Here is a 24,947-nt window from a genome sequence, read left to right as displayed (position 1 = left end):
TCCCCTTATTGTTTATTTTTAGCTTTAGCCTGGGCGGCCAAATGCTGTTTAAGATAATTCTCTGGAGGTGGTGGTAGTTGTAAATAGTAGCCTTGTTCCTTAAACGCGGCTTCTATGGCGTCGATTTTTACACTAGCAAAATCTTTTGTTGGTCGTTTAGGCACCAACATAACTAGCTCCTTAGCGCCCATTAATTCAATTAACGAGGCCGGAACTTTCGAAAAATCGTCTTTCTTCTCAATATAGAGATAAGTTTGCTGTTTTTTGAGACTTTTATAGACTGCACAGAACATGAAAATGTTAGTATCCTAGGCACTGATCAGGTTATGCTAAAACGCAGACTATATCAGAATATATGGTGTAGCGTCATCGCTCGTATACAAATGTAAAAAGGAATCCGCTGTTCATGTCCGGACAGGAAATAGAGTTTAAAGGGACAAACTTTACCCTTTCAGTCGTTTACTTAGGAAAAAATGATTTAACGTCATTAAATAACAAACTTATGGAGAAGGTGGCACAAGCCCCGCAGTTCTTCAATTGTGCTCCTATCGTAGTAAATATTAGTGAAGTGGATGATGCGTTTGACTTCGACCAACTTAAAGAAGTAGTTGAAGCTCAAGACTTTGTATTAGTGGGTGTAACTGGCTGTAAAACCGCTGAGCAAAAAACCGCAGCTCGTGCTGCCGGCTTGGCTGTGATGACCAGTGGCTCGCAACAAGCTACTGCTAAACCAAGCAAACCAACAGAAGAAAAAGCCCCCACTCCTCCCGCTGCTCCTTCGGTAGTTCCCAGTAAAATTGTTCGCGGCCAAATTCGCTCTGGCCAACAAATTTATGCACAAAATACCGACTTAGTAGTGATTGGCTCCGTAGGAAATGGAGCCGAAGTAATCGCAGATGGCAACATACATATATACGGCGCGTTAAGAGGCCGAGCCATCGCTGGCGCAAGTGGTAGAAAAGACAGCAAGATTTTCTGCCAAAACTTGCAAGCAGAACTTATTTCAATTGCTGGTGTTTATATGCTGCATGAGCAAATCGGCGAGCATGCCGATTCTCCGCAATGCATTCAAATAGAAGACCAGCAAATCGTATTTGGTAATTTAAGTTAACCCCGTTAACGAATTTATAAAGGAAAGATAATGGCTAAGATTATCGTTGTAACCTCAGGAAAAGGTGGCGTAGGTAAAACAACCTCCAGTGCTGCTATTGGTACTGGTCTCGCCATCAAAGGTTTTAAAACAGTAATCATCGATTTTGATATTGGCTTACGTAACCTCGATTTAATTATGGGTTGTGAACGTCGAGTCGTTTACGATTTTGTTAACGTAATTAAGGGCGAATCTAATCTTAATCAATCGTTGATTAAAGATAAGCGCACCGACAACCTATACATTTTGCCAGCATCGCAAACTCGCGATAAAGACGCGTTAACTAAAGAAGGCGTGGAAAAAGTATTAGACGATTTAGCCGAACAAGGTTTCGACTACATTGTTTGTGATTCGCCAGCTGGTATCGAAACCGGTGCAATCATGGCTTTGTACTTCGCCGATGAAGCGATTGTAACAACTAACCCAGAAGTTTCTTCAGTGCGAGATTCAGACCGAATTTTGGGCATGTTGGCCAGCAAATCAAAACGTGCCGAACAAGGCAAAGAGCCGGTTAAAGAACACCTACTATTAACTCGCTACAACCCAGAAAGGGTAAACCGTGGCGATATGTTAAGTGTTGAAGACGTGCAAGACATTCTGGCTATTCCTTTGCTTGGAGTGATTCCTGAATCTCCAGCTGTGCTAAAAGCGTCAAACTCGGGTGAACCAGTGATTTTAGACAGCGAAAGCGATGCAGGTTTAGCTTACGACGATGCGGTAAGCCGTTTAATTGGTGAAAGTGTAGATTTCCGCTTTTTAGAAGAACAAAAGAAAGGCCTATTTAGCCGTATATTTGGAGGATAACAATGTCTCTTTTAGACTACTTTCGAACGTCAAAACAGTCTAAAACGGCGGCAACCGCCAAAGAACGACTGCAAATTATTGTTGCCCACGAACGTGGACAACGCAGTGGGCCTGATTACTTGCCTGCGATGAAGCAAGACATTATTGAAGTAATTAAAAAGTACGTAGATATTAACTCAGACCAAGTGAATGTTAGCTTGGACAACAAGAGCGAAGATATAAGCGTACTTGAGCTAAATATTACGCTTCCTGAGCAACGTGATTAGCAAATAAAGGCTGACGCCAACCGGTAAGTAAAAGAGGTAACTCCGCTGCTTGCCGGTCTTCTTTCCAAAGCCAAGACAAATACTGATTAAGCATTTTCTTACTCGCCAATACATCTTCTGGTAAGCCTGATTCTTCGGCAACTTTAGCCACTACTTTTTTAAGCTCTTGAATAGTTTTCTTGTAATCTGGGTAATCAACAATACGTTTAATGGCCTGGGGAAAATCTACGGTTTTAGTCTGCTGCCCTTGTTTAACTAACTTTAATAAGCGCTGCCCATGTATCCGCAATTCTTGCGGTGGCAAACCAAGGCGCTGAAGTTGTTCCATAGTACTTGGCTGATAACGCGCCAAAGCCCATAAACTGTCGCCATGAACAACATTGTTAATGGCTAAGTCTCGGCTAGCAGCTTGTTGGGCGCGCCAACGCGCTAATACCTGTAAAACAGCTAGTTGCTGCGGATTTAGCTTCCAAGCATTCTTAATATCTTTATAAGCTTCGTCTTGATTAAACACTCGCTTTTTAAGCGCAGCTAAACGTGCACTTTCTTCAAGCGCCGCATCAAACCGCCCTTCATCTTTAAGCTGTTGTTGAATCTTTAAATACGCAGGTAAGAGGTAGATAACATCTAAGGCCGCATATTCCAATTGAGAAGAACGTAACGGACGTGCTAACCAGTCGGTACGCGATTCGCCTTTGTCTAATTGAATGTCCAACTCTGTATCAATAAAGCGCTGATAACCCAAGCTAATACCGTGACCTAGAAAAGCGGCCCCAACTTGCGTATCAAATACACTAAGACCAAACTTGCCGCTCACACGCTGAATGATTTCTAGATCTTCACTAAAGGCGTGAAGTACCCAGTGGTGCTTGGCCAATGCTTCCCACAAGGGCGCCATTTCTACTTTGAGTGGATCAATCAAATAGCATTGTTGACCATCAAAGATTTGCAGTAAACCAAGCTGAGCGTAGTAAGTACGAGTACGAACAAACTCTGTGTCAATGGCAAGTACCATTGCCTTTTGCTCATTTAAAAAACGCAACAGAGGCGCAAGTTGCGCCTCTGTTTCTATCATATCGAAGTTTACGTCTGCCAAAATTACGGCGTCCTAGTGGAAAGCATCTTAATAATCACCATTTTACGGTTTATGCCTCTTCACGCAAGGCTCTACGTAAGATCTTACCCACATTTGTTTTAGGAAGTTCATCTCTAAACTCTACCAACTTGGGTACCTTATAAGCTGTAAGAAACTCACGGCAATGCTCGATAACTTGTTTCTCGGTAAGCGACTCATCCTTCTTAACCACAAAAACTTTTACCGTTTCGCCGCTAACATCGTTTGGAACACCTACCGCTGCAACTTCTAGTACCTTGGCATTACTGGCCACCACTTCTTCCACTTCATTAGGAAATACGTTAAAGCCCGATACCAAAATCATGTCTTTTTTACGGTCCACAATGTGGAAGAAACCTTGTTCATCTACTGTGGCAATATCACCGGTAGCAAACCAGCCTCCAGGCATTGATTCTTCAGTAGCTTCAGGACGCTGCCAATAGCCCTGCATAACCTGCGGGCCTTTAACTAAGATCTCACCAGATTCGCCTTCGGCCACTTCCTCTCCATCTTCGCCCACTAGCTTGATATCGGTAGAAGGCGCCGGAAGGCCAATACTGCCGTTATAAGCTTCTAAGTCATAAGGACATACGGTTACCAACGGCGCACATTCGGTTAAACCGTAACCTTCGATCAACCGAGAACCGGTGACTTCCTGCCAACGCTCTGCAACCGCACGCTGCACCGACATGCCACCACCTAAAGAAAGACGTAAACGAGAGAAATCGAGCTTGGCAAAATCTTCATGATTAAGCAGCGCGTTAAACAAGGTGTTCACGCCAGTAATGGCGGTAAATGGGGTTTTAGCCAACTCTTTAGTAAAAGTAGGAATATCGCGAGGATTGGTAATGAGAAGGTTCTGACAACCCATTGCGAAAAACACCATGCAGTTAGCCGTTAAGGCAAAAATATGGTAGAGCGGCAAAGCAGTTACCACTACCTCTTTGCCTTCGCGCAAACAAGGGCCAACAATGCCTAAAGCTTGCAGTAAATTGGCCACCATATTTTTATGTGACAACATGGCGCCTTTGGCCACACCGGTTGTGCCACCCGTGTATTGTAAAAAGGCTAAATCTTCGCTTTGGATCTCTGGGCGAACATATTGTAAATGCTGACCTTTCGACAATACATAACGTAAGGATTGTGCATGTGGCAAATGATACTTAGGCACCATTTTTTTCACGTACTTAACCACAAAGTTAACTAAGGTACGTTTAGTGGCAGAGAGCTGATCGCCTAAGCGAGTTAGCACTACATGCTCTACCCCGGTTTCTTCAACAATTTCTTCTAGTATGTGAGCAAAGTTAGAGACAATTACAATGGCCTTTGCACCACTATCATTTAACTGATGCTTAAGCTCGCGTGGCGTATACAACGGGTTTACATTCACCACAACCATGCCGGCACGTAAAGCACCAAACAAACAGATGGGATACTGCAGCAGATTGGGCATCATTAAAGCAACACGGTCACCCGCTTTTAGCTTTAATTCGTTTTGAAGATAAGCAGCAAAGGCCCGAGATTGTTCTTCGAGGCGGCGATAGGTCATCACCTGGCCCATGTTAATAAATGCTACTCTGTCGGCATGTTTGGCTGCGCCTTCTTCGAAGACATCAAGCAATGTTTGATAACGTGCTGAGTCTATCTCTGCAGGAACATCCTTAGGGTATCGATTAAGCCAAACCTTATCCACGCAGTTCTCCTAAACAATTCAATTACATTAAGTATAAATTGCCCACCAAGTTTATTGTGAATTTTATTATGCACTTGGTGACATTACTGGCCTTAGAGCTTTAGCTCTAAGATTTCAAACGATTGTTTCATACGGCGTTTAAAATAACAATATATTAACATTAAGCGTAGAGTGTAAGTTCAAAAACAGTGAAGTGCTTCAAACAATTGTTTTAATAAAGTCTTGAAGTAACTGAGCTGTAGCATGCGGATTTTGCATATGTAGGTGGTGACCACCACTTAGTAGTTGTGTTTGAATATTGTTAAACCATTGCTGGCGCAAGGCAATGTAATCGGGCTTAAGTAAAGGGTACTCATTTGCTGCCAGCAATAAACAAGGTGTTACAGCTGCTTGGCAAATCTGTTTGGCTTGTTCTTCACTAAAACGTAAAGGTGAGCCAAGTTTTAATTTTTCGTCATGCCGCCAATACCACAACCCTTCACGCTGAATAGTGGCGCGCTCTACTAGTAAGCGGCTATTTTCAGTGCTAATCGCGTTAGTTTTAGCTCGCAGGGCCACGGCATAATCTAGCTCTGCAAAACCTTTGGCGGGTTTTAGTTGCTGTCTTTGACGAATCGCTTTAGCTAAATGCGTAGACGTTTCATGGCTTGCCAAACTTAAAGGTCCAATGCCATCAATACATACTAAGCCACTCAGCTGCTCAGGAAATGCCGCAGCAAAGCAACTGGCCACAAGCGCTCCCAAAGAATGGCCAACTAAGATAACTGGTTTACTAAGGTTGAGCTCATTTAATGCAACATAAACGTCGTCTACGTAGTCAACAAAATGATAATAATCTTGTCGGTGTGGCGAAAAGCCATGTCCAGGAAAGTCTAAAGCAATACAGTGACTATTAGGCAGCTCGTGAATAACAGGAATGAAACTAGCAGCGTTGTCCATCCAACCATGCAACATTAATAAACAGTATGGGCTGTCGGTTGTTTGTTCTAGGTAAGCAAGTTTGCTTTGGGGAAGGCTGGATTCACTGAGCATGGATAAAGCAAGGCCGAGTTAGGCAAACAAGTCGATGCCGAACATTTCATTTACCTGTTGGCGCTTAAGTTGATTAGCAACATCTTGATAGTGAGACACAGCCTCTCCGCCACTGCCAATATTTTGGTCATAGCGGAGCTTTTCTACACTTTTTTCATCCATTACCGCCCATGGCACTACACCTTTTGGCGCTTGAGTAGCGGTACTTAACTCAGTACTACTACTTGCCTGCTTAACTTTAGGCTGTTGCGGTATGGGCTGGCCAAGGCCCTGAATTTTCAAGTTATTTATCCTTTAACTATTCTCTACCTGGAAGCTTTTTCCAAGTGACTTTATCTCGAAGATACACCGGTTCTGCGTTTTCGGCAGCAACAAGGTCGCCACATTCAAAAGCATATTGAGCATAACTAAGCATATCTCGTGCCGCCGGGTATAACACCGAATCTAACACGCTTACGCCAGAAAATTGACCACTTAATAATTCTTTATAGGTTTGCCAACCAGTGCCAACAGCTGCGGCCTTATTGGCACTTGCTTCGAGTAGCTCAGGCTTAATCACTAACTCTTGTCCAACCAAGCGCATCAAACCTTCTTCTAGATGATATTCACCCCAGTATACTTCGCCCATGCGTGCATCAATGGCTGCCAAGCAACGCTCTGAGGCATGATTAACATAAGCTTGCTGCGCCATGGCTTGCAAAGTTGACACTGCAACCATCGGTTTATCTGCCCCAAATGCCAAACCTTGCACGGTAGCTACGCCAATACGTACACCGGTAAAACTGCCTGGCCCGCGGCCAAAAGCAATGGCATCCAGTTGAGTTAAGCTTACACCTGCTTCCGCTAATACTTGCTCCACAAACGGCAAGATCTTTTGAGTGTGGTCGCGCGGACTGTATTCTTGCTTGCTGATCACTTCACCCTTCCATTGCAAGGCAACAGAGCAGTTTTCGGTAGAAGTATCTAAAGCTAATATATTGGCTGTCATGTTTCCTCAGCGTCTTTTTTAACAAATTCTAGAACTTTTGATAGCTCTCTTGTGCGGGGCATAGCCGGTAAGCTACTGATAAATAAAGAGCCGTATTCGCGGTTTACTAGGCGATTGTCACAAATAATCACCACGCCGTGATCGGCCTGAGTTCGAATCAAACGCCCCACTCCTTGCTTCAAGCTTATTACAGCTTGCGGCAAATATACCTGACGAAAAGGATCTCCGCCACGCAAACGGCAATCTTCACTTTTTGCTTTTAGTAAGGGATCATCGGGTGCAGCAAACGGTAACTTATCGATGATTACACACGACAAGGCCTTACCGGGTACGTCTACACCTTCCCAGAAAGTACTTGTTGCCACTAACACGGCGTTGCCATCTTCAACAAACTCGCTAAGCAGCTCTTGTTTGCCAGCTTCCCCTTGCACCAATACCAATAACTCAGTGCGTTGCCTTAACTCTGCGGCTACTTTTTGAATCATGCGATGACTGGTACATAAAAAGAAACAACGGCCGCCGTTGGCTTCTATTACCGGGGCAAGCTGATCTAGCATCAGCTGCTCGGCGTTATGCTGCTTAGTTTCTGGCAAGTAGCGCGGCACACAGAGTAAGGCTTGTTTTTGATAATCGAAAGGGCTGTCGAGCAGCATGCTGCTCGCATCTTTTAAACCCATTTGGGTTTGGAAATGCTGAAAGTTGCCATCAACAGCCAAAGTAGCTGAAGTAAATACCCAAGCCGCGTTGCGATCTTCCACTTCACTATTAAAGCGCTCTGCAATATTTAAGGGCGTAATGTTTAAGGTGAAATGCTGACGCGTAGTCTCGTACCAATAACTAAAGCCGGTTTTATCTACGTCCATTACCTTGTCGAACAAGCTGCGCATTTTAGCTAAACGCTCAAAACAAGCGTCAGCTAATTCACTGCGTGAAAGTGCTAGCTTTAGCACTTGATAAACAAAGTCCATGTCTTCACGTAAATCTTGCATCATCTCGCCAAAGCGTTTTTGTTTAGCAAGTGGACGCCATTCACCTCGGTCTCGCAAACCTTCAAAAGCGAGTCGGCATTGTCGAATGCGACGCTCGAGCTTTTGTGAGGCTTTTTGTAATTGCGCCATATCGCGAATGTCGGTTTTATAACTCAACTCAATGTCATTACATAAATCGAGAATCTGTCGGCTAGAGAAGTGCTGGCCAAAATAGCTGGCTGCAATATCCGGCAACTGGTGTGCTTCATCAAAAATAAAGGCATCAGCTTCTGGAATCAGCTCACCAAAGCCCGTTTCTTTAACCACCATGTCGGCAAAAAATAAATGGTGATTCACCACCACTAAATCAGCTTCCATGGCGCGATTACGCGCTTTAACCAAATAGCACTCTTTGTAAGATGGGCAATCTCTGCCTAGGCAATTATCGTTGGTACTAGTTATAAGAGGGAATACATCTGCCCGCTCAGCCACCGGGCCTAAGTCGCTAATGTCACCACTTTCTTCACCTTGTGCCCAACTTTTGATTTTGACTAGCTCCGCCAAGGTAGCTCTGTCTTGGCCACTGCTGTAGTGCGAAAAGCTGTTTAACCTTTCAATACATAAATAGTTAGCGCGCCCTTTTAGTAAGGCAATCGATTGATTGTACTTAAGGGCTTTTTGCATGCGTGGTAGGTCTTTAGTAAACAGCTGGTCTTGCAAGGCTTTACTACCGGTACTGATTACTATTTTTTTGCCGCTATCCATAGCAGGAACAAGGTAAGCAAAGGTTTTACCGGTGCCAGTACCTGCTTCTACTAACAAACTACCGCGGTCATTTATAGCATGCGCTACTGCATTGGCCATTTCACCTTGTTGAGGACGAGGAGAGAAGCCATCAATGGCCTTGGAGAGTAATCCATCTTTGGCGAAATATTGCTGTTTCAATCTAAATTCCGGCAAGCAAAAGTCGCCGCAACTATACCAGCCGAATTAGCCGAGACCAAACTTAAAACTAAACAAACAAGTCAATGTTATGTGGGTCGTCGGGATCTGGCTTTTTTTTCTGCGCTTGCTGTTGGTCTTGACCAGTTTTAGGCCGCACTTGTATATCATTGTGCGCGCTAGTTTTACCCTTTTTAACCACTTTCGTCGTTTTAATCGGCGGCGCCTTACCGTCAGGCTTTGCAGGTGCCCTAGGCAAAATTGGTAGTATCGCATCTTGGCTCACAACTACAGCTCCTTTTATGGCTTCCTTTACTATATTATCGGTTAAATTTTAAACAACTTTAATCTATTCATAAAAAGGCGTTAAAAAAGGTTGCAATTTAGCGCTAGCTTGGTAACTTTATGCCCATTATTGCCATCAAGGCAAAACTCACGTTGACAGGAACGTTACATGATTTTTAACCAACTGAAGCATCATCACCACCATCATCCAGAATAAGCTTCAGGCGGTTATCTGCTGGAAGCTTGTAAGACGCTTCCGGTGGTAGAATATAACAATATTGCAAACCCCCGGAAGGTAATCCTCCCGGGGGTTTTTTAGTATTATAATTAGGGACATAAACATGACAGAGCAAAAACGACTACGCATCGCCATCCAAAAATCAGGACGTCTAAGCGATGACTCACAGGCACTATTAAAAAGCTGCGGAATGAAAATCAACCTCCGCCAACAACGCCTAATTGCCCACTCAGAAAACATGCCAGTAGATCTACTACGTGTGCGCGATGACGATATCCCAGGCCTAGTAATGGACGGTGTGGTTGATTTCGGTATCGTTGGCGAAAACGTACTAGAAGAAGAAACCATGTTGCGCACCGCGCAAAATGAACCTACCGAATGTGACATTCTAAAACGCTTAGACTTTGGTGATTGCCGCTTCTCTCTAGCAGTAGCAGAAGAGTTTGATTACACCGGTCCGCAATGTTTAGCCAACAAACGCATTGCCACTAGCTACCCAGGTATTCTTAAGCGCTACTTAGACGAACAAGGCGTACCGTTTTCAACTTGTATGTTGGCAGGCTCGGTTGAAGTAGCCACTCGCGCTGGCTTAGCTGATGCAATTTGTGACTTGGTATCTACCGGCGCAACTTTAGAAGCAAACGGCCTTAAAGAAGTAGAAGTAATTTATCGCTCACAAGCTGTTTTAATTAAATCTAAAAATAAGCTTAGTGACGAGCACCAAGAGCTGTTAGATCGCTTACTAATGCGTATGCAAGGCACCATGGAAGCCAAAGAAAGCAAATACATCATGCTACATGCGCCAAAAACACATCTTGACCAGATCGTTGACTTACTGCCAGGCAGTGAGCACCCAACTGTATTGGCGCTTGCTGGCGACGAAGATAAAGTAGCCCTGCATGTAGTAAGTACCGAGAACCTGTTCTGGGAAACCATGGAGAAGCTAAAAACCTTAGGTGCTAGCTCTATCCTAGTCATGCCAATCGAGAAGATGTTGAGATAACCACCATGCAAACGGTAATTTGGAAGCAACTTAATTCAGAGCAACAACTACAGGTGCTGTCCCGCCCTGCGGTTAATAGCTCAACCGACATTGCCGGAATTGTTGCCGATGTAGTAAGCCAAGTTCGTGAACAAGGCGACAAAGCCCTAATCGATTTAGCTGCCAAGTTTGATAACACCGAACTTAGCGCTGTAAGAATATCTCAACAAGAGATAGAAGCAGCGGAGCAAGGTTTAAGTGAAGAATTTAAACAAGCTGTAGCGCAAGCCAAAGCTAACATTGAAGTTTTTCACCAAGCGCAAAAGCCACAGCCAATTAGCCTAGAAACCCAACCAGGGGTGCGTTGCGAAATGCACTACGCTGCCATTGGTAATGTGGGTTTATATGTGCCTGGAGGCACTGCGCCACTACCTTCCACGGTATTAATGTTAGCCATTCCTGCCCGCATTGCTGGCTGTAAAAAAGTGGTATTAAGCTCTCCACCACCCATTGCGCCAGAAATCCTTTATACCGCTAACTTATGTGGTGTAGACGAAGTTTACGCAGCAGGTGGCGCGCAAGCGATTGCAGCCATGGCCTATGGCACCGAGAGTGTTAGCAAGGCAGACAAAATATTTGGTCCTGGTAATGCTTTTGTAACGCAAGCCAAACAGCAAGTGAGCGGCGACCACGCTGGTGCCGCCATTGATATGCCAGCAGGCCCGTCTGAGGTGTTAGTTATCGCCGATGACAAAGCCAATCCGGCTTTTGTTGCTGCCGATTTGCTCTCGCAAGCCGAACACGGCCCAGATTCACAAGTAATCTTGGTGACAACTTCAGAGCAACAAGCCGAAGCGGTTAATCAAGAATTGGCTCGACAGTTAGCGCTGCTTAGTCGTAATAACATTGCCGACCAAGCCTTGTCGCACAGTACTGCCATTGTAGTGAACGACTTAGCCCAAGCAGTGCAAGTAAGTAACCTTTACGGCCCAGAGCACCTAATTGTTCAAACCGAGCAAGCACGTGATTTACTGCCAGAGATTGAAAATGCGGGTAGCGTATTTTTAGGTGAATGGACGCCAGAATCAGTAGGCGATTACGCCAGTGGCACCAACCACACCTTGCCTACTTACGGCTATACACGCACCTACTCTAGCCTTGGCACCCTAGACTTTATGAAACGTTTCACGGTTCAAGAGTTAAGCCAGCAAGGCCTAAAAGACTTAAGCCGTGCAGTAGTGCCTATAGCTAACGCAGAAGGGCTAGACGCTCACCGCAGAGCAGTTACTCTGCGCTTAGGCGAGGAGCAATAATATGTCGGTTACATTATTAGCCCGCAAAAAGATTCAGGCGCTAGTGCCCTACCAAAGTGCTCGCCGAATTGGCGGCAGTGGTGAGGTGTGGCTAAACGCCAACGAAAGCCCAGATGTTTGTGACTTTAGTTACGAAGGCGATGAGCTAAACCGCTACCCAGAGTTTCAACCAGAAGCTTTAATTAACGGTTACGCTGCTTATGCAGGCGTAGAGCCAAATCAAGTGTTGGCTAGCCGCGGCGCCGATGAGGCGATTGAAGTACTAATTCGCGCATTTTGTGAACCGAACGAAGACAGCATTACCATTTGTGCCCCTACTTACGGCATGTATGCGGTAAGCGCCGAAACCATTGGTGTTGAGATAAAAACCGTTGCTCTAGATGCGAACTTTGATCCCGACTACGCGGCACTGGCAAAAATAGATAGCAAAATTATTTTCTTATGTGCACCCAACAACCCAACAGGCAACATGCTAGATGAAGCCAAGTTGTGTGAGTTGTTAGAAGCACAAAAAGATAAAGCGCTAGTTGTAGTAGACGAAGCCTATATTGAGTTTTGCGAAGAACTTAGCGTAGTGAAACTGCTCGGCGGCTACGACAACTTGGTGATTACTCGTACCTTATCTAAAGCCTTCGCTTTAGCTGGCTTACGTTGTGGCTTTACCGTTGCAGGTCGTGAGGTGATTGAAGTAATGAGCAAAGTGATTGCCCCTTACCCTATCGCCCGTCCAGTAGCAGAAATCGCAGCAAAAGCGTTAAGCCAAGATGGCTTAAAAGTTATGCGCGAACGAGTCGCTCGTTTAAACGCTATTCGTAGCCAAGCGGTTGAAGATTTAAGCAAACTTAATATTGTGCAAGAGATCTTCCCAGCTACCGGTAACTACATACTGGTACGTTTCGACGATTCAGCCCGTGTATTTAAAACATTGGGCGAGCAAGGCATTGTACTGCGTGATTTTGCCAATAAGCCGCGGTTAGAAAACTGCATCCGCATTAGCATTGGCAACCAGCAAGAAGTGGCCGCCACCGTATCAGCAATTCAAGGATTGGAGCGAACTTAAGTGAGCCAAGTAAAACAAAAAATCTTATTTATCGACCGTGATGGCACCATGATCGACGAACCTATCACCGACAAACAGGTTGATAGTGTAGAAAAGGTAAAGTTAGAGCCACAAGTGATCCCGGTATTGCTTAAGCTACAAGCCAATGGCTACCGCTTAGTAATGGTAACCAACCAGGATGGTTTAGGTACCGACAGCTTCCCCGAAGCTGATTTCCACCTAGCTCAAAACTACATGATGGATATCTTCGAATCACAAGGCATTAAGTTTGACGACGTACTGGTATGCCCGCACTTCGACGAAGACAACTGTAGCTGTCGCAAACCCAAGCTTGGCTTGGTTAAAGACTACCTAAAAAGTGGCGTGATTGATTTTGCCAACTCTTATGTGATTGGCGATCGCCACACCGACATGCAGCTAGCCGAAAACATGGGGCTAGAAGGCTTGCAATATCAACGCGACGGCCTTAACTGGATTACCATTGAAAAGCAGCTTACTCAACAAGGCCGCAAAGCCAAGGTTGAGCGCAATACTAAAGAAACCCAAATTAGTATCGCGGTTGATTTAGACAACGCAGGCGGCAGCCAAATTGATACTGGCCTTGGCTTTTTTGACCACATGCTTGATCAAATTGCTACCCACGGCGGTTTTCAGCTCAACTGTAAAGTTGTTGGTGATTACCACATCGACGACCACCACAGCGTAGAAGACACCGCCATTGCCCTTGGCCAAGCCCTTAAAGAAGCGCTTGGCGACAAACGTGGTATTGGTCGTTTTGGTTTTGTACTGCCGATGGACGAATGCCTAGCCCAATGCGCACTAGATTTAAGCGGCCGTGCTCACCTAGAGTTTAAAGCCGACTTTACCCGAGACAACATTGGCGACTTTGCTACAGAAATGGTACCGCATTTTTTCCGCTCATTAAGCGACGCGATGGCCTGTACCCTGCACCTAGAAACCACCGGCAAAAATACTCACCACATGGTAGAAGCCTTGTTTAAAGTATTTGGTCGCGCACTAGGTCAAGCTATCGTAAAATCGGGCGATGCAATGCCTAGCAGTAAAGGCACACTATAAGCGCCTGCTTTAAAGGATAAGAGCAAACATGAACGTAATTATTGATACAGGATGTGCCAACTTATCTTCGGTAAAATTTGCCGTAGAGCGTTTGGGCTTTCCAGTAACAGTGAGCCGCGATCCACAGGTAATTTTAGCGGCTGACAAACTGTTTCTACCCGGCGTGGGAACCGCCACCGAGGCGATGCAAAACCTAGCCGACCGCGAGCTAATCGACTTAGTAAAACAAGTTAAAAAGCCGCTATTGGGTATTTGTTTAGGCATGCAAATGCTGGCCGAATTCTCTATCGAAGGCGGCGCCAAACAAGCCGACGAGCCAGTCCCCTGCTTAGGTTTAGTACCTGGCACCGTAAGCTTAATGCAACCGCAACAAGGGCAACGCCTGCCGCACATGGGTTGGAATCAAATTCAACCTAAAGCCGGTCACCCACTGTTTAAAGGCATTGAAGCCGGTAGCTACTTTTACTTTGTACACAGCTATGCCCTGCCAGTAAACGCTGCCACAATTGCCGAATGTGATTATGGCAACGCCTTTACCGCCGCAGTAAACAAAGGCAATTTTTACGGGGTGCAATTTCACCCAGAACGTAGCGGCCAAGCCGGTGCACAACTAATCAAAAACTTCTTGGAGATGTAACACATGATCATTCCTGCTTTAGATTTAATCGACGGAAAGATTGTGCGTTTGTTCCAAGGTGATTACGCACAAAAAACCATTTATGGTGACGACCCACAAGCGCAGTTTTCTGAGTACCACAGCCAAGGAGCTGATTGGTTACACTTGGTTGATTTAGACGGCGCCAAAGATACCAGCGCTCGCCAACTAGATGTGATAGCCCAGTTACTTAAAAACACCCCTGCTAAAATTCAAATTGGTGGCGGCGTGCGCAGCGAGCAAGATGTAAAAGACTTGCTCGACGCAGGTGCAGAGCGCGTAGTAATTGGCTCTACCGCCGTAAAGCAGCCAGAAGTGGTTGCCAAGTGGATGGAAAAATACGGCGCCGAGCACATTGTATTGGCGCTTGATATTAACATCGACGAGCAAGGCAATAAGGTAGTAGCAGTATCAGGCTGGCAAGAAGACAGTGGCGTAACCATTGAAGAGCTAGTGGCTATTTACGCGCCTGTTGGTCTTAAGCACGTATTGTGTACCGACATTTCTAAAGATGGCACGCTAGAAGGCTCAAACGTAAGTTTGTATCGTGAGCTATGTGCGCAATACCCAGATATTCACTGGCAAAGCTCTGGCGGCATTGGCGATTTATACGACATTGCAGCGCTTACCGATACCGGCGTAGCTGGCGTAATTGTTGGCCGCGCATTGTTAGAAGGTAAGTTCAACGTAGAGCAAGCCATCGCCTGCTGGCAGCAAGGAGGCAACAATGCTAGCTAAACGAATTATCCCCTGCCTAGACGTAAAAGACGGCATGGTAGTAAAAGGCGTTAAGTTTCGTAATCACGAAATTATTGGCGACATAGTTCCGCTAGCCAAACGCTACGCTGAAGAAGGCGCTGATGAACTCGTTTTTTACGATATTACCGCCAGCTCAGACGAGCGCGTAGTGGATAAAAGCTGGGTAAGCCGCGTAGCCGAAGTTATCGATATTCCGTTTTGTGTTGCCGGTGGTATTAAAACCATTGAAGATGCCAACCGCACTTTGCAAAATGGCGCTGATAAAATCTCTATCAACTCCCCTGCTTTAGCCGATCCTAGCTTAATTACTAAGCTAGCCGACAAGTTTGGCGTGCAGTGCATTGTAGTGGGCATCGATTCCTACTACTGCGACGAAACCAGCCAATACCAAGTTAAGCAATTTACTGGTGACGAAAAGCGCACCGTAACCACTACTTGGAATACCTTTGATTGGGTGAAAGAAGTGCAAGCACGTGGCGCGGGTGAAATAGTACTAAACGTAATGAACCAAGATGGCGTGCGTCAAGGTTACGATTTAGAACAACTAAGTCGAGTACGCGAGATATGTAATGTGCCTTTAATTGCCTCCGGCGGCGCTGGCGAAATGCAGCACTTTAAAGACGCCTTTAAGATTTCCGACGTAGACGGCGCATTGGCTGCTAGCGTATTCCATAAGAGCATTATTGATATTGGCGAATTGAAGCAATATCTCAAACAACAAGAGGTGGCAATTCGACTATGAGCCAGTTTGAAGAACTAAACCAAAAGATTAACTGGGACAAAGTCGAAGGCTTAATCCCTGCCGTGGTTCAAAACGACCACAGCGGCCAAGTGCTTATGCTGGGTTACATGAACAGTGATGCCCTAGCTAAAACCTTAGATACCGAGCAAGTAACCTTCTTTAGCCGCACTAAGCAGCGCCTATGGACCAAAGGTGAAACCTCAGGCAACGTGCTAAAGCTTAAAGGCATTACCCTTGATTGCGACCAAGACACGCTACTAGTAGCGGTTGACCCAATTGGCCCAACTTGCCACCTCGGCAACCAAAGCTGTTTTGACGGCCACCAAGAGCCTAAGCTGACCTTTATCGCCCAATTACAAGCGGTATTAGCCGAGCGTAAGTTAGCCGATCCAGAAGAAAGCTACACCGCTAGCCTATTCGCCCGCGGCACCAAGCGCATTTGCCAAAAAGTGGGTGAAGAAGGTGTAGAAGTAGCCCTAGCGGCCATGGCTAACGACCGCGAAGAGCTAGTGAATGAAAGCTCAGACTTGTTGTATCACCTACTAGTATTGCTAGAAAAACAAGAAGTAGGCTTTGACGAAGTAGTAGCTTGTTTGCAAGCAAGGCATAAGTAGGGCTTAACACCTGACCCAACAAAAAAACCAGCGTAATGCTGGTTTTTTTACGACATCGAGAATCGACTAACTTACTTTTGGACACAAATAAGCTTGAGCTTAACTAAGTACGTCTAAACCAGAAGTGCCCTAGGCATGAAATTCTATAGTGAATTAAAGTATTCCACTAAAAAATCAATAAATGCCCTAACACGGTAAGGTTGATAATCGTCAGACTTAAATACTGCGTACATTGGTAAGCTCATCGATTTATAACTATCTAAAACTTGTACTAAGCGTCCACCTTCAATGTGCTTTCTTCCCATCCAATCAGGCAGCAAGGTAATTCCTTGACCAGAGAGCGCCATTTGCATTAGTAACTCAGGACTGTCACTGGAAAAAGCGCGTTTGACCGGCACACTGTATGTCTTACCTTGCCTGTCTGATAACCCCCAAACATGAGATCTTGCTGATAGGGTATATACTAAACACCGATGTGTCGTGAGTTCTTCTGCTTTCGTTGGGATACCATGCGAATTTAGATACTGTGGAGAGGCCGTATAAATTGCTCGGTTATCAAAGAGGTGGCGTGCTTTATAGCCAGAGCTTTCCAACACAGAAGCTCTAAGTGCAATATCTATATCCCCCTCAATCAAATCCACTTGTTGATCGTTTACCGACACATTAAAGGTTATCTCTGGATGCATATTCATAAAATCATTAATCGGTTTTACAAGCAGCTGTGTGGCCAATGCACTAGGTACGGACAACTTTAGTAAGCCTTTTACTTCGGAAAGCTCCCCCTTAATTCTTGCTTCAACTAAAGCGAACTCTTCAATCAGCTGCTCGCAGTATTCAAGATAATCGTATCCTTGCTGAGTGAGGTTAACGGTGCGGCTACTACGGTGAAACAACTTGAACTCGACTTTTGCCTCTAACCAAGCAATCTTTTTGCTTACTGCACCTTGGGTCATGCCAAACTCAGAGGCTGCTGCGGTAAAGCTGCCTAAATTTGCGGTACGAACAAATAGTTTAATGCACTCATGTTTATCCATAATTAATTCCATTCAGGAATATTAACTATCAAAAAAGTAGCATTTATCTAAGTGTATTGGAATGATTAAACTGAAGGCACTTAGACAGGAGACGCAAACATGATCGAGTTTATTCACCAAACATTTACATATTTAGCAACGGGCTTTTTGTTCACGCTATTTCTTTTTACCAGCTCAATTAAAATAAGTCGTTGGCATCAGTACATTGTGCCATTTCAATTAGGCTTTATGAAAAAGTATGGTTTGAATGGTTTGGTATATACTCTGATTGGCGTTGCTGAGCTGCTTGGTGCGCTGGGTTTACTGCTTGCGGGAAGTCATGTCTTAGGTACATTGGCAGCGAGTGGACTGTTTTTCTTAAGCCTTGGTGCTTTCCTCTACCACCTCAAATTTGATTCATTCCAGTTTGGTATTCCTGCTCTACTATGCGGCAGCTTGGCGTTAGTGCTGTTTGCTAGTCACTTTGCTTGGTTGACAGAATTACCAACTAATCTTGCTATTACTGCGGATATGCTGGACTTTCAGTTTTCTTTGAAAACAGCGATTCCATTCCTAGTCGGAGCGTCAGTTGCCCTGAAGTTCTCTCTCATAATGTCAGAAACAGCAACTACAAAAATGCTTAATGCTGATAAAGAAGATCCATACGCAGCCTAGAGACCTAATAAGCCTAAGCTAAATGACTCAAACCACCTCAAACCAAGCGTTGCTGAATCCCAAATTAAAATCGGTAAGTTGCGAAAGCCGCGCTGGAGAGCTAGCTCCAGCGCGGCTTTTTAGGTATCCACGTCAAGTAGTAGTTAAATAGCAGAGCCTTGTTGAACAACTTCAGACTCAGCATTTATACGCTGCACCACCGCTAGTCCTTTTTCTAAGGCTTCAGTGCGGCTATCTACGATATGATCTTCATCTATCCAATCGCGGATTTGGATCTTCTCTAGCTGGTGCATGGTTTGCTCATTAGGGCTGTAGAGGAACACTTCACATCCAGCATCTAAGGCATCACGCATGGCGTTTTCCAGCGCTAGCGCCACAGTAACGTCAATCATCGGTACCGCACTAAGATCTAGCACCATTACTTTGTACTGCTCAACCGCGGCGTGTTGTCTGGCAATGGCTTTTGATACTCCAAAAATCATTGGCCCTGAGAGGTAGAAAAACAATAGCTGACCTTTGGCTTGGTCTAACAACTGCCGTTCTGAATCTTCAAGTGGCACACCGTCGTCGGCATCAGATATCGCTTTAACATTTTTTTCCTGAACTCGGCTCAGCTTTTCAATAGTAATTACGTTGGCGAGGAATACTCCAATGCCTACGGCGTAGATTAAATCGACAAAAACGGTAAGAAATAGCACACCATACATGATGCAAGTAGGCACTAAAGATACTCGGTGGGCGCGTTTAATGAAGCTCCAATCGAGAATATTAAGGCCAACATACATAGCGATACCCGCGAGAACGGCCAATGGAATAGGCTGGGTAAGCGGGGCTAACCACAGCACAACCAAGAGCAGAATTACCGCGCGCACAATGCCAGAGAGCGGAGAGCTTCCGCCCACCTGAACATTCACCACAGTTCCCATAGTCGCGCCTGCGCCAGGCAAGCCCCCAAACAGGCCTGAAACCGTATTTGCTATGCCCTGCCCCATTAACTCTCGGTTAGAGTCATGTTCTTTGCGGGTTAAGCTATCGGCAATTACTGCGGTAAGTAGAGTATCGATACAACCTAATGTTCCTAGTACTAAAGCATCAACCAGCATTTCGCTAAGCAGGCCCCAAGTAAAAGTGGGCCAAATAATCGATGGTAGGCCACTTGGGATCTCTCCAATACGGCGAATACCCTCGTCACTAAAGAGCAGCATCGACACTAAAGTCACCGCCACCAGCGCGACCAATTGTGGGGGGATTATTTTTTTATATTTGTTAGGCATGAATAAAAGTGCGCCTAAGGTCATCAGCCCTAGTAGGAACTCGCCAAAGTGCATGTTTCGAATTAAGTCGGGAATCGCCTGTAAGGTACCTAAAGCTCCACCAGCGGGAGTAGACTGGCCTAAAAAGGGTGCCAATTGAAGGATGACCAGAATTACCCCAACGCCAGACATAAAGCCAGAAATAACACTATAAGGCATCAAGGTAATGTATTTACCAAGCTTAAGTGCCCCAAGGGCGATTTGGAATAGCCCGGCCATCATCACCACGGTAAATGCCATGGCGGGCCCGTTTTCTGGGTGTTTGGCAATCATGGTGGTAAGTACCGCCGCCATTACTACGGTCATCGGGCCGGTTGGCTCTGAGATCAAGGTTCGCGAACCGCCAAATAACGCGGCAAACAAGCCGACTAAAATGGCGCCCCAAAGACCCGCTTGAGGCCCTGCTCCCGATGCAACACCAAACGCTAAAGCCATTGGTAGTGAGACGATAGCGGTGGTAACACCACCAAACAAATCGCCCTTAATGTTCATTGATTCAAACTTACCCTTAACCAAACCGCTACTCCTTTTGCTTGGACGCCCCAATTGTATTGAATTCTTTTGGAATTAAAACACTGAATATAGTGCGGTTATTAATTATTTCTCTTACGCCTTACAGAGGCTAAGCAGTCAAATAGCATTAAAAGCGGCGACTACAGCGGCTGCATCACAGCCAAAACATACAAACACCAAGTGACAAAAACTAGAACGAGTCACCTTCCCAATAAGGAAAGCGCCTAACAACTTACTAATTTCTTTCTGCTTCGATATAAATCGGCATGCTCTAGTAGGTATTCCCCAGCTAATTCAAGCCTAATGTCTGCTGTTGCCACCATCTCTGGCGGCTTGCCATATACAATGGCGGCTAACTCTTTTCCTGATGTCACACATTCCACCTGAATACTGAACTTTCGATATCCATCTGGCTCATGTACACGTTCTAAGTTGTCCATTTCTGCTAGCACTTGGTCCGAGACTAAGAAAACTTGCCCTTTCACCGGCTGGCCTTTGCCCTTATCAAGCACTAACCACGGCGAGTAACGGCTACCCACCAAATACAAAGGGTAACTTTCTTTGCTTACATAATCAGAGCCATGGCGAATGCCTTGGTTAAATTTGAAATTTGGGAAGCCTTGTTTTAGCGTGCCAAATACAAACACTTTGTGCATATGTTTATCGTCCTTAAGTGATGTTCTCTAAGAGGCCTTTAGACTGGCTCCACTGTTTAGGAGATTGCCCATACATCCTTTTAAACTCCCGACTAAATTGGGATGAGCTAACATAACCAACGGCCATTGCCGCTTCACTGACATTATTACCTGCGGCAATTTTCATAGCGGCTTGATTCAAGCGCATCGACTTCATAAATTGAATCGGCGACATCATCGTTGCTTGTTTAAACTTACGGTGAAATACCGCTCTGCTCATGCTAACTTGAGAAGCAAGCTGATCAATGGTGACATTTTCGCTAAGACGCTTAGATAAGTACTCAATAGAGCGGGCAATTTCGTTACCAACTCCAAAGGCGCGCCGCGCCGAGATGCCCGCTTCACCTTTTAACACCGCATAATAAAACTCACGTAAACGGCTAGCACCTAAAATAGCACTGTCCCTCGGGTTATCGCCCAATTGTAGTAGCCTTAATAGGGCATCAGAGAAGTTGTCATCCCAATTAGCTAGCGATAGGCCTTGCGCGCTATTTTTAGGATGCTTTATCACCGTTGCTGAGCTTTCCATTTCAATGGCTAGCTCGGTCATTACTTTGGTATCGAGAGAGATGTACACACCGAGCAAAGGCTCTTCTGGCGAGGCTTCTGGTGTACCCGCTTCTACTGGCATAGACATGGTGCAACACAAGTATTGGCTACTATCGTAGACATAATGATGCCCCTCGATTATCGCCTCTTTTTTACCACTGACAATAACCACAACTGTCGGCTCATAAACCGCAGGAGCACAAGGGATAGCAGTGGTCACTTTAAACAGATGAACCCCTTTTACTCCTGTCTCAACCATTCCTTCATCGCTGATGCGACTTTCTATCAGCTGTTTTATTTCTTGCCTAAACACACCACCCTCCCAAAATCACAGTTGACACAAATAGGCAAATATTAGCGTCAAATACGCCTACTAACCATACACAGTGAGAGTTAAAGTCATTCCTAAGCAAAGATACTACGACAAATAAGGTAGTGCAATTAACTTTCGTTGCACTCTCCGAAGACTGAATCAAGAGGTTAGAAAATGACAATTAAGCAACTTACCACTATAGCTTGGACACCAGAGCAGATTGGCTCTCTAACAGGAAAAACCTACGTAATTACTGGCGCCAACAGTGGTGCCGGATTTGAAGCCTCTCGCATCTTGCTGTCTAAAGGCGCAAAGGTAGTAATGTTAAATCGAAACCCTGTTAAATCTGTCGCGGCCATAGAAGAGTTAAAAGCCCAGCTGGGTAGTAATATTGATCTTAGCTATATTCAAATGGATTTGGCTGAGCTTGACTCGGTTAGGCGCGCAGCTAAACAATTACTAGAGAGCACCAACAGCATTGAAGCGCTTATTTGTAACGGCGCGATTGCGCAAGTTGCCAAACAACAATTCACAAAAGACGGCTTTGAAAGCCAATTAGGTGTTAATCATTTTGGCCACTTTCTTCTGTGTGGCTTGTTATTTGAACAATTAGAGGCATCTCAAGGGCGTATTGTGATAGTAGGCAGTAACGCCTACAAAATGGGCTTAAAGAAAATTCAATTTGACGATCTTAACTTCGATGCTAATTACACGGCATGGAACTCTTATGCTCAAAGTAAACTCGCGCAAATGATGTTTGGCTATGAACTGCAGCGACGAATTAAAGCCTCAGGTAAGCATGTACAAGTACACGTTTGTCACCCAGGCGCGTCGAGAACTAACTTATTAAAAGACACAGCTAGCACGTTTAACAAAATACTCTGGGCTCTACTGTCTAGACTAATCGCACAATCTGCCGAAAAAGGCGCATGGCCAGAGGTAATGTGTGCCACCAAACAAGGCTTAGCGATAAACAAACTCTATGGCCCTACCAAGCGCGCCGATACCGTTGGCCCGGTGGGTGAATGTTTATTAGATGAGGTAGCACTTGACCAACAAATGACTCAGCAACTTTGGCAGTTATCTGAAGAAAACACCTCGTTTAACTGGAAACTATAAGCTTGACTCAAATCGACCAAGTTTAAAGTAATACTTAGCCCCACAGGAGCAAAAAATGATAGAAACTAGCTTATTGTTACGAGGCATTGGCATCGCATTGATCATTGCCGGCATTGTGCTGGTATCTAATCCAGAATTAGTCAGTAACAAGGCAATTCCCGACAATACCTTTGATGCAATTGAACGAAGAATTTGGTGGGGTCTGTTAATTGGTTTTGGTTGTTTGCTAATGTTTCATCATCAATTTCAGCCTTGGGTGACAAGCCTTGCCGCTACTAGCGCATCACTAATGTTTGGCCTACTTGTGGCAAGACTTATAGGAATAATGCTAGACGGTTCGGTAACAAAACAATGGTTATATGTAGGCTTAGAGTTAGTATTGTTGGCGCCATTGGTGTGGTGGTACCTTAGCGTTCGGGCATAGCAAAGCCCGAGACCCAATTTATTGAGGAACTGGCTTGTTAAGTATACATAACACACTACATTAAAGTGCTTTAGTGGCGACCACCTCTCCTACCTTATTGATGGTTATTTCAACACTCTCTAAGGGTTGCTTTAGCTTAGCTAAGACATTTTTCACCCACTTAGAGAGTCCACCACAGCAAGGCACCTCCATTCGCAAAATAGTCAGGCTTTTAAGTTGACCATAGCGAATAAGCATATTGAGTTTTTCCACATAAGCGTCTTGGTTTTCATCTAGTTTAGGGCAAGCAATAAGTAGCTTTTTCCCGTCTAAATAGCTGCTGTGAAAATCGGCTGCGGCAAACGCGCTACAATCGGCAGCGAGTAACAAGTCCGCGCCCACAAAAACTGGATTGGCGCTGTTAATAAGATGTAATTGAATAGGCCAATGGCTTAAGGCGCTAGTTGGCGCACTTCCATCACTTGATACTTGGTTTGGCTCACCTTTATCTCGAACAAGCACCTGCTCTTTTTTACCGGGGCAGCCTGTAGTTGAGGCCTCATCGGACAATTGTTTGTGAGAGGGCACATCTATTCCCTGCTCCGCCAATACCTGTAAGGCGATTTGGTAATAATCAAATTCTTGATGCTCTAGCATATGTTCTAAATGGGCTTTAATTACATTTGGCCCACCTTGTATGATGTTTTCCATGACTTTTCGTTCGTCATAAGCGCTAGCTTCACGCTTTACCACAGTCATTGCGCCTGTGGGACAATGTCCCAAGCAAGCACCTAGGCCATCACACATTAAGTCGCTAATTAAGCGAGCTTTTTGGTCGATGATTTGCAAGGCACCTTCATGGCAAGCAGGCACACATTGACCACATCCGTCGCATAGCGCTTCATCTATTTCTATTATCTCGCGTAACATAGCTTCCCCACACTTTCTGCTTATTGAAAGCTAGGCTGCAATATCAAAGCCAGTGAAAACATAACTTAAGTGGCTGATATTTCGTTCAAACTAAAGAGAGATGAAATAAAGCAAACAAGTAAATGTAAGCTTTGTGCTAAGTGCGACAGTTTTAAACTACATACTTGGAATGTGTTGAAAGGCCATCCAAGGGTGAAAATTTACTCAGATACTGCCATTACCCGCAGCAATCTTAGCTAAGCGCTAGCTGGCAGAGTCATTCTTACTTATAATGTCCCTACAAATATTAGGTACTAGTTTACTAGTACTGCTATGGCTTAAAGCGTTACCTTCGCTTTGCCACCATAAACTAAAGATTAAAGAGAAAATATCATGAGCGATCTGCCTCCATGCCCAGAATGTGAATCAGCCTATGTATACCAAGATGGTTCACTACTTATTTGCCCTGAATGCGCGCATGAGTGGAACCCTAACGAAGTTGTTGTTGACCCTGATGCCATTGTACTTAAAGACGCTGTAGGCAATTTACTGGCAGAAGACGACAAAGTTACCCTGATTAAAGACCTAAAAGTGAAAGGGTCGTCGTTAGTGCTAAAAGTTGGTACTAAAGCGGTAATTAAACGCTTTGTAGATGCTGATCATGACATCGACTGTAAGGTAGATGGTCACGGCCACATGATGCTTAAATCTAAATTTGTTAGAAAACAAAACTAGGTGAACTCAGTTCTATCGCTAAATAAAA

28 protein-coding genes and 1 other annotated feature are annotated in these 24,947 nt (G+C 44.9%); of the genes, 15 read left to right on the top strand and 13 right to left on the bottom strand.

What is annotated here, in order from left to right:
• Window positions 1–5: 5 nt before the first annotated feature.
• The gene (locus K5620_RS09365; protein WP_040307002.1) at window positions 6–293 is read right to left on the bottom strand and encodes a YcgL domain-containing protein; all 288 of its coding nucleotides are present in this window, start codon (window positions 291–293) and stop codon (window positions 6–8) included.
• 113 nt (window positions 294–406) lie between these two features.
• On the opposite strand from K5620_RS09365, the gene minC reads away from it, so the two are divergent.
• The 3 genes from minC to minE are packed head-to-tail and all read left to right on the top strand — an operon-like array spanning window position 407 to window position 2,220.
• Window positions 407–1,111 carry a septum site-determining protein MinC gene (gene minC, locus K5620_RS09360; protein WP_016401090.1) on the top strand — a complete coding sequence of 235 codons (705 nt, stop codon included), beginning with the start codon at window positions 407–409 and terminating at the stop codon, window positions 1,109–1,111.
• A gap of 30 nt (window positions 1,112–1,141) precedes the next feature.
• The gene (minD, locus tag K5620_RS09355) at window positions 1,142–1,954 is read left to right on the top strand and encodes a septum site-determining protein MinD (protein ID WP_016401091.1); all 813 of its coding nucleotides are present in this window, start codon (window positions 1,142–1,144) and stop codon (window positions 1,952–1,954) included.
• A gap of 2 nt (window positions 1,955–1,956) precedes the next feature.
• A complete protein-coding gene (gene minE, locus K5620_RS09350) occupies window positions 1,957–2,220 on the top strand; it encodes a cell division topological specificity factor MinE (protein ID WP_016401092.1) in 264 nt (87 codons plus the stop codon).
• On the opposite strand, the gene rnd is transcribed toward minE, so the two are convergent.
• From rnd to K5620_RS09315, 7 genes are all read right to left on the bottom strand, one after another.
• A complete protein-coding gene (rnd, locus tag K5620_RS09345) occupies window positions 2,195–3,316 on the bottom strand; it encodes a ribonuclease D (RefSeq protein WP_016401093.1) in 1,122 nt (373 codons plus the stop codon). The two genes, minE and rnd, sit on opposite strands and share 26 nt — an antisense overlap.
• A 49-nt stretch (window positions 3,317–3,365) precedes the next feature.
• A complete protein-coding gene (fadD, locus tag K5620_RS09340; protein WP_016401094.1) occupies window positions 3,366–5,027 on the bottom strand; it encodes a long-chain-fatty-acid--CoA ligase FadD in 1,662 nt (553 codons plus the stop codon).
• 198 nt (window positions 5,028–5,225) lie between these two features.
• Window positions 5,226–6,059, bottom strand: a complete 834-nt coding sequence (locus K5620_RS09335; RefSeq protein ID WP_016401095.1) for an alpha/beta fold hydrolase — start codon at window positions 6,057–6,059, stop codon at window positions 5,226–5,228.
• An 18-nt stretch (window positions 6,060–6,077) separates the two neighbouring features.
• Entirely contained in the window at window positions 6,078–6,341 is a 264-nt protein-coding gene (locus K5620_RS09330; protein WP_016401096.1) for a hypothetical protein, read from the bottom strand.
• Between the two features lie 16 nt (window positions 6,342–6,357).
• The gene (tsaB, locus tag K5620_RS09325) at window positions 6,358–7,047 is read right to left on the bottom strand and encodes a tRNA (adenosine(37)-N6)-threonylcarbamoyltransferase complex dimerization subunit type 1 TsaB (protein WP_016401097.1); all 690 of its coding nucleotides are present in this window, start codon (window positions 7,045–7,047) and stop codon (window positions 6,358–6,360) included.
• Window positions 7,044–8,960, bottom strand: coding sequence for a DNA repair helicase YoaA (gene yoaA, locus K5620_RS09320; protein ID WP_016401098.1), 1,917 nt, complete (start codon window positions 8,958–8,960; stop codon window positions 7,044–7,046). Before yoaA ends, tsaB begins: the two co-directional genes overlap by 4 nt.
• Before the next feature lie 67 nt (window positions 8,961–9,027).
• A complete protein-coding gene (locus tag K5620_RS09315) occupies window positions 9,028–9,243 on the bottom strand; it encodes a hypothetical protein (protein ID WP_221077476.1) in 216 nt (71 codons plus the stop codon).
• 191 nt (window positions 9,244–9,434) lie between these two features.
• Window positions 9,435–9,562, top strand: a sequence feature (His leader region).
• Between the two features lie 21 nt (window positions 9,563–9,583).
• Between K5620_RS09315 and hisG the strand changes: the two genes are divergently transcribed.
• Genes hisG through hisIE form a run of 8 tightly spaced genes read left to right on the top strand, consistent with a single transcriptional unit; the run spans window position 9,584 to window position 16,682 of the window.
• Window positions 9,584–10,483 carry an ATP phosphoribosyltransferase gene (hisG, locus tag K5620_RS09310; protein ID WP_040307005.1) on the top strand — a complete coding sequence of 300 codons (900 nt, stop codon included), beginning with the start codon at window positions 9,584–9,586 and terminating at the stop codon, window positions 10,481–10,483.
• Window positions 10,484–10,488: 5 nt separating this feature from the next.
• A complete protein-coding gene (gene hisD / locus K5620_RS09305) occupies window positions 10,489–11,775 on the top strand; it encodes a histidinol dehydrogenase (RefSeq protein WP_016401100.1) in 1,287 nt (428 codons plus the stop codon).
• A gap of 1 nt (window position 11,776) precedes the next feature.
• Window positions 11,777–12,835, top strand: a complete 1,059-nt coding sequence (hisC, locus tag K5620_RS09300) for a histidinol-phosphate transaminase (RefSeq protein ID WP_016401101.1) — start codon at window positions 11,777–11,779, stop codon at window positions 12,833–12,835.
• Between the two features lie 48 nt (window positions 12,836–12,883).
• Window positions 12,884–13,912 carry a bifunctional histidinol-phosphatase/imidazoleglycerol-phosphate dehydratase HisB gene (hisB, locus tag K5620_RS09295; RefSeq protein ID WP_051147583.1) on the top strand — a complete coding sequence of 343 codons (1,029 nt, stop codon included), beginning with the start codon at window positions 12,884–12,886 and terminating at the stop codon, window positions 13,910–13,912.
• A 28-nt stretch (window positions 13,913–13,940) separates the two neighbouring features.
• Entirely contained in the window at window positions 13,941–14,549 is a 609-nt protein-coding gene (hisH, locus tag K5620_RS09290; protein ID WP_016401103.1) for an imidazole glycerol phosphate synthase subunit HisH, read from the top strand.
• A 3-nt stretch (window positions 14,550–14,552) separates the two neighbouring features.
• A complete protein-coding gene (hisA, locus tag K5620_RS09285) occupies window positions 14,553–15,305 on the top strand; it encodes a 1-(5-phosphoribosyl)-5-[(5-phosphoribosylamino)methylideneamino]imidazole-4-carboxamide isomerase (RefSeq protein WP_016401104.1) in 753 nt (250 codons plus the stop codon).
• Window positions 15,295–16,068, top strand: a complete 774-nt coding sequence (gene hisF, locus K5620_RS09280) for an imidazole glycerol phosphate synthase subunit HisF (RefSeq protein WP_016401105.1) — start codon at window positions 15,295–15,297, stop codon at window positions 16,066–16,068. The genes hisA and hisF overlap by 11 nt, the downstream gene beginning before the upstream one ends.
• On the top strand, window positions 16,065–16,682 hold the full coding sequence (hisIE, locus tag K5620_RS09275) for a bifunctional phosphoribosyl-AMP cyclohydrolase/phosphoribosyl-ATP diphosphatase HisIE (protein WP_016401106.1): 618 nt from the start codon (window positions 16,065–16,067) through the stop codon (window positions 16,680–16,682). The genes hisF and hisIE overlap by 4 nt, the downstream gene beginning before the upstream one ends.
• Window positions 16,683–16,825: 143 nt before the next feature.
• Here the strand turns inward: hisIE and K5620_RS09270 are convergent, their stop codons facing one another.
• The gene (locus K5620_RS09270; protein ID WP_016401107.1) at window positions 16,826–17,716 is read right to left on the bottom strand and encodes a LysR family transcriptional regulator; all 891 of its coding nucleotides are present in this window, start codon (window positions 17,714–17,716) and stop codon (window positions 16,826–16,828) included.
• Between the two features lie 99 nt (window positions 17,717–17,815).
• On the opposite strand from K5620_RS09270, the gene K5620_RS09265 reads away from it, so the two are divergent.
• Window positions 17,816–18,370 carry a DoxX family protein gene (locus K5620_RS09265; protein ID WP_016401108.1) on the top strand — a complete coding sequence of 185 codons (555 nt, stop codon included), beginning with the start codon at window positions 17,816–17,818 and terminating at the stop codon, window positions 18,368–18,370.
• Between the two features lie 143 nt (window positions 18,371–18,513).
• Here the strand turns inward: K5620_RS09265 and K5620_RS09260 are convergent, their stop codons facing one another.
• From K5620_RS09260 to K5620_RS09250, 3 genes are all read right to left on the bottom strand, one after another.
• Window positions 18,514–20,175: a SulP family inorganic anion transporter gene (locus K5620_RS09260; RefSeq protein ID WP_040307006.1), complete on the bottom strand. Its 1,662-nt coding sequence runs from the start codon at window positions 20,173–20,175 to the stop codon at window positions 18,514–18,516.
• 245 nt (window positions 20,176–20,420) lie between these two features.
• Window positions 20,421–20,852 carry a gamma-glutamylcyclotransferase family protein gene (locus tag K5620_RS09255; protein WP_016401112.1) on the bottom strand — a complete coding sequence of 144 codons (432 nt, stop codon included), beginning with the start codon at window positions 20,850–20,852 and terminating at the stop codon, window positions 20,421–20,423.
• 13 nt (window positions 20,853–20,865) lie between these two features.
• Window positions 20,866–21,753, bottom strand: coding sequence for an AraC family transcriptional regulator (locus K5620_RS09250; protein ID WP_016401113.1), 888 nt, complete (start codon window positions 21,751–21,753; stop codon window positions 20,866–20,868).
• Window positions 21,754–21,927: 174 nt separating this feature from the next.
• On the opposite strand from K5620_RS09250, the gene K5620_RS09245 reads away from it, so the two are divergent.
• Both K5620_RS09245 and K5620_RS09240 read left to right on the top strand, forming a co-directional pair.
• Window positions 21,928–22,872: an SDR family oxidoreductase gene (locus K5620_RS09245; protein ID WP_016401114.1), complete on the top strand. Its 945-nt coding sequence runs from the start codon at window positions 21,928–21,930 to the stop codon at window positions 22,870–22,872.
• 55 nt (window positions 22,873–22,927) lie between these two features.
• Window positions 22,928–23,296, top strand: a complete 369-nt coding sequence (locus K5620_RS09240) for a DUF4345 family protein (RefSeq protein WP_016401115.1) — start codon at window positions 22,928–22,930, stop codon at window positions 23,294–23,296.
• Window positions 23,297–23,356: 60 nt separating this feature from the next.
• Here K5620_RS09240 and K5620_RS09235 read toward each other — a convergent pair whose 3' ends face one another.
• Window positions 23,357–24,205: an ATP-binding protein gene (locus K5620_RS09235; RefSeq protein WP_016401116.1), complete on the bottom strand. Its 849-nt coding sequence runs from the start codon at window positions 24,203–24,205 to the stop codon at window positions 23,357–23,359.
• Between the two features lie 372 nt (window positions 24,206–24,577).
• Between K5620_RS09235 and K5620_RS09230 the strand changes: the two genes are divergently transcribed.
• Window positions 24,578–24,919, top strand: a complete 342-nt coding sequence (locus K5620_RS09230) for a zinc ribbon domain-containing protein YjdM (RefSeq protein WP_016401117.1) — start codon at window positions 24,578–24,580, stop codon at window positions 24,917–24,919.
• Window positions 24,920–24,947: the final 28 nt, after the last annotated feature.

The sequence above is a fragment of the Agarivorans albus genome, assembly GCF_019670105.1.
Lineage (GTDB): Bacteria > Pseudomonadota > Gammaproteobacteria > Enterobacterales > Celerinatantimonadaceae > Agarivorans > Agarivorans albus.
Note: the sequence above shows the minus strand (reverse complement) of the source record. Positions and strands in the feature narration are given on the sequence as shown.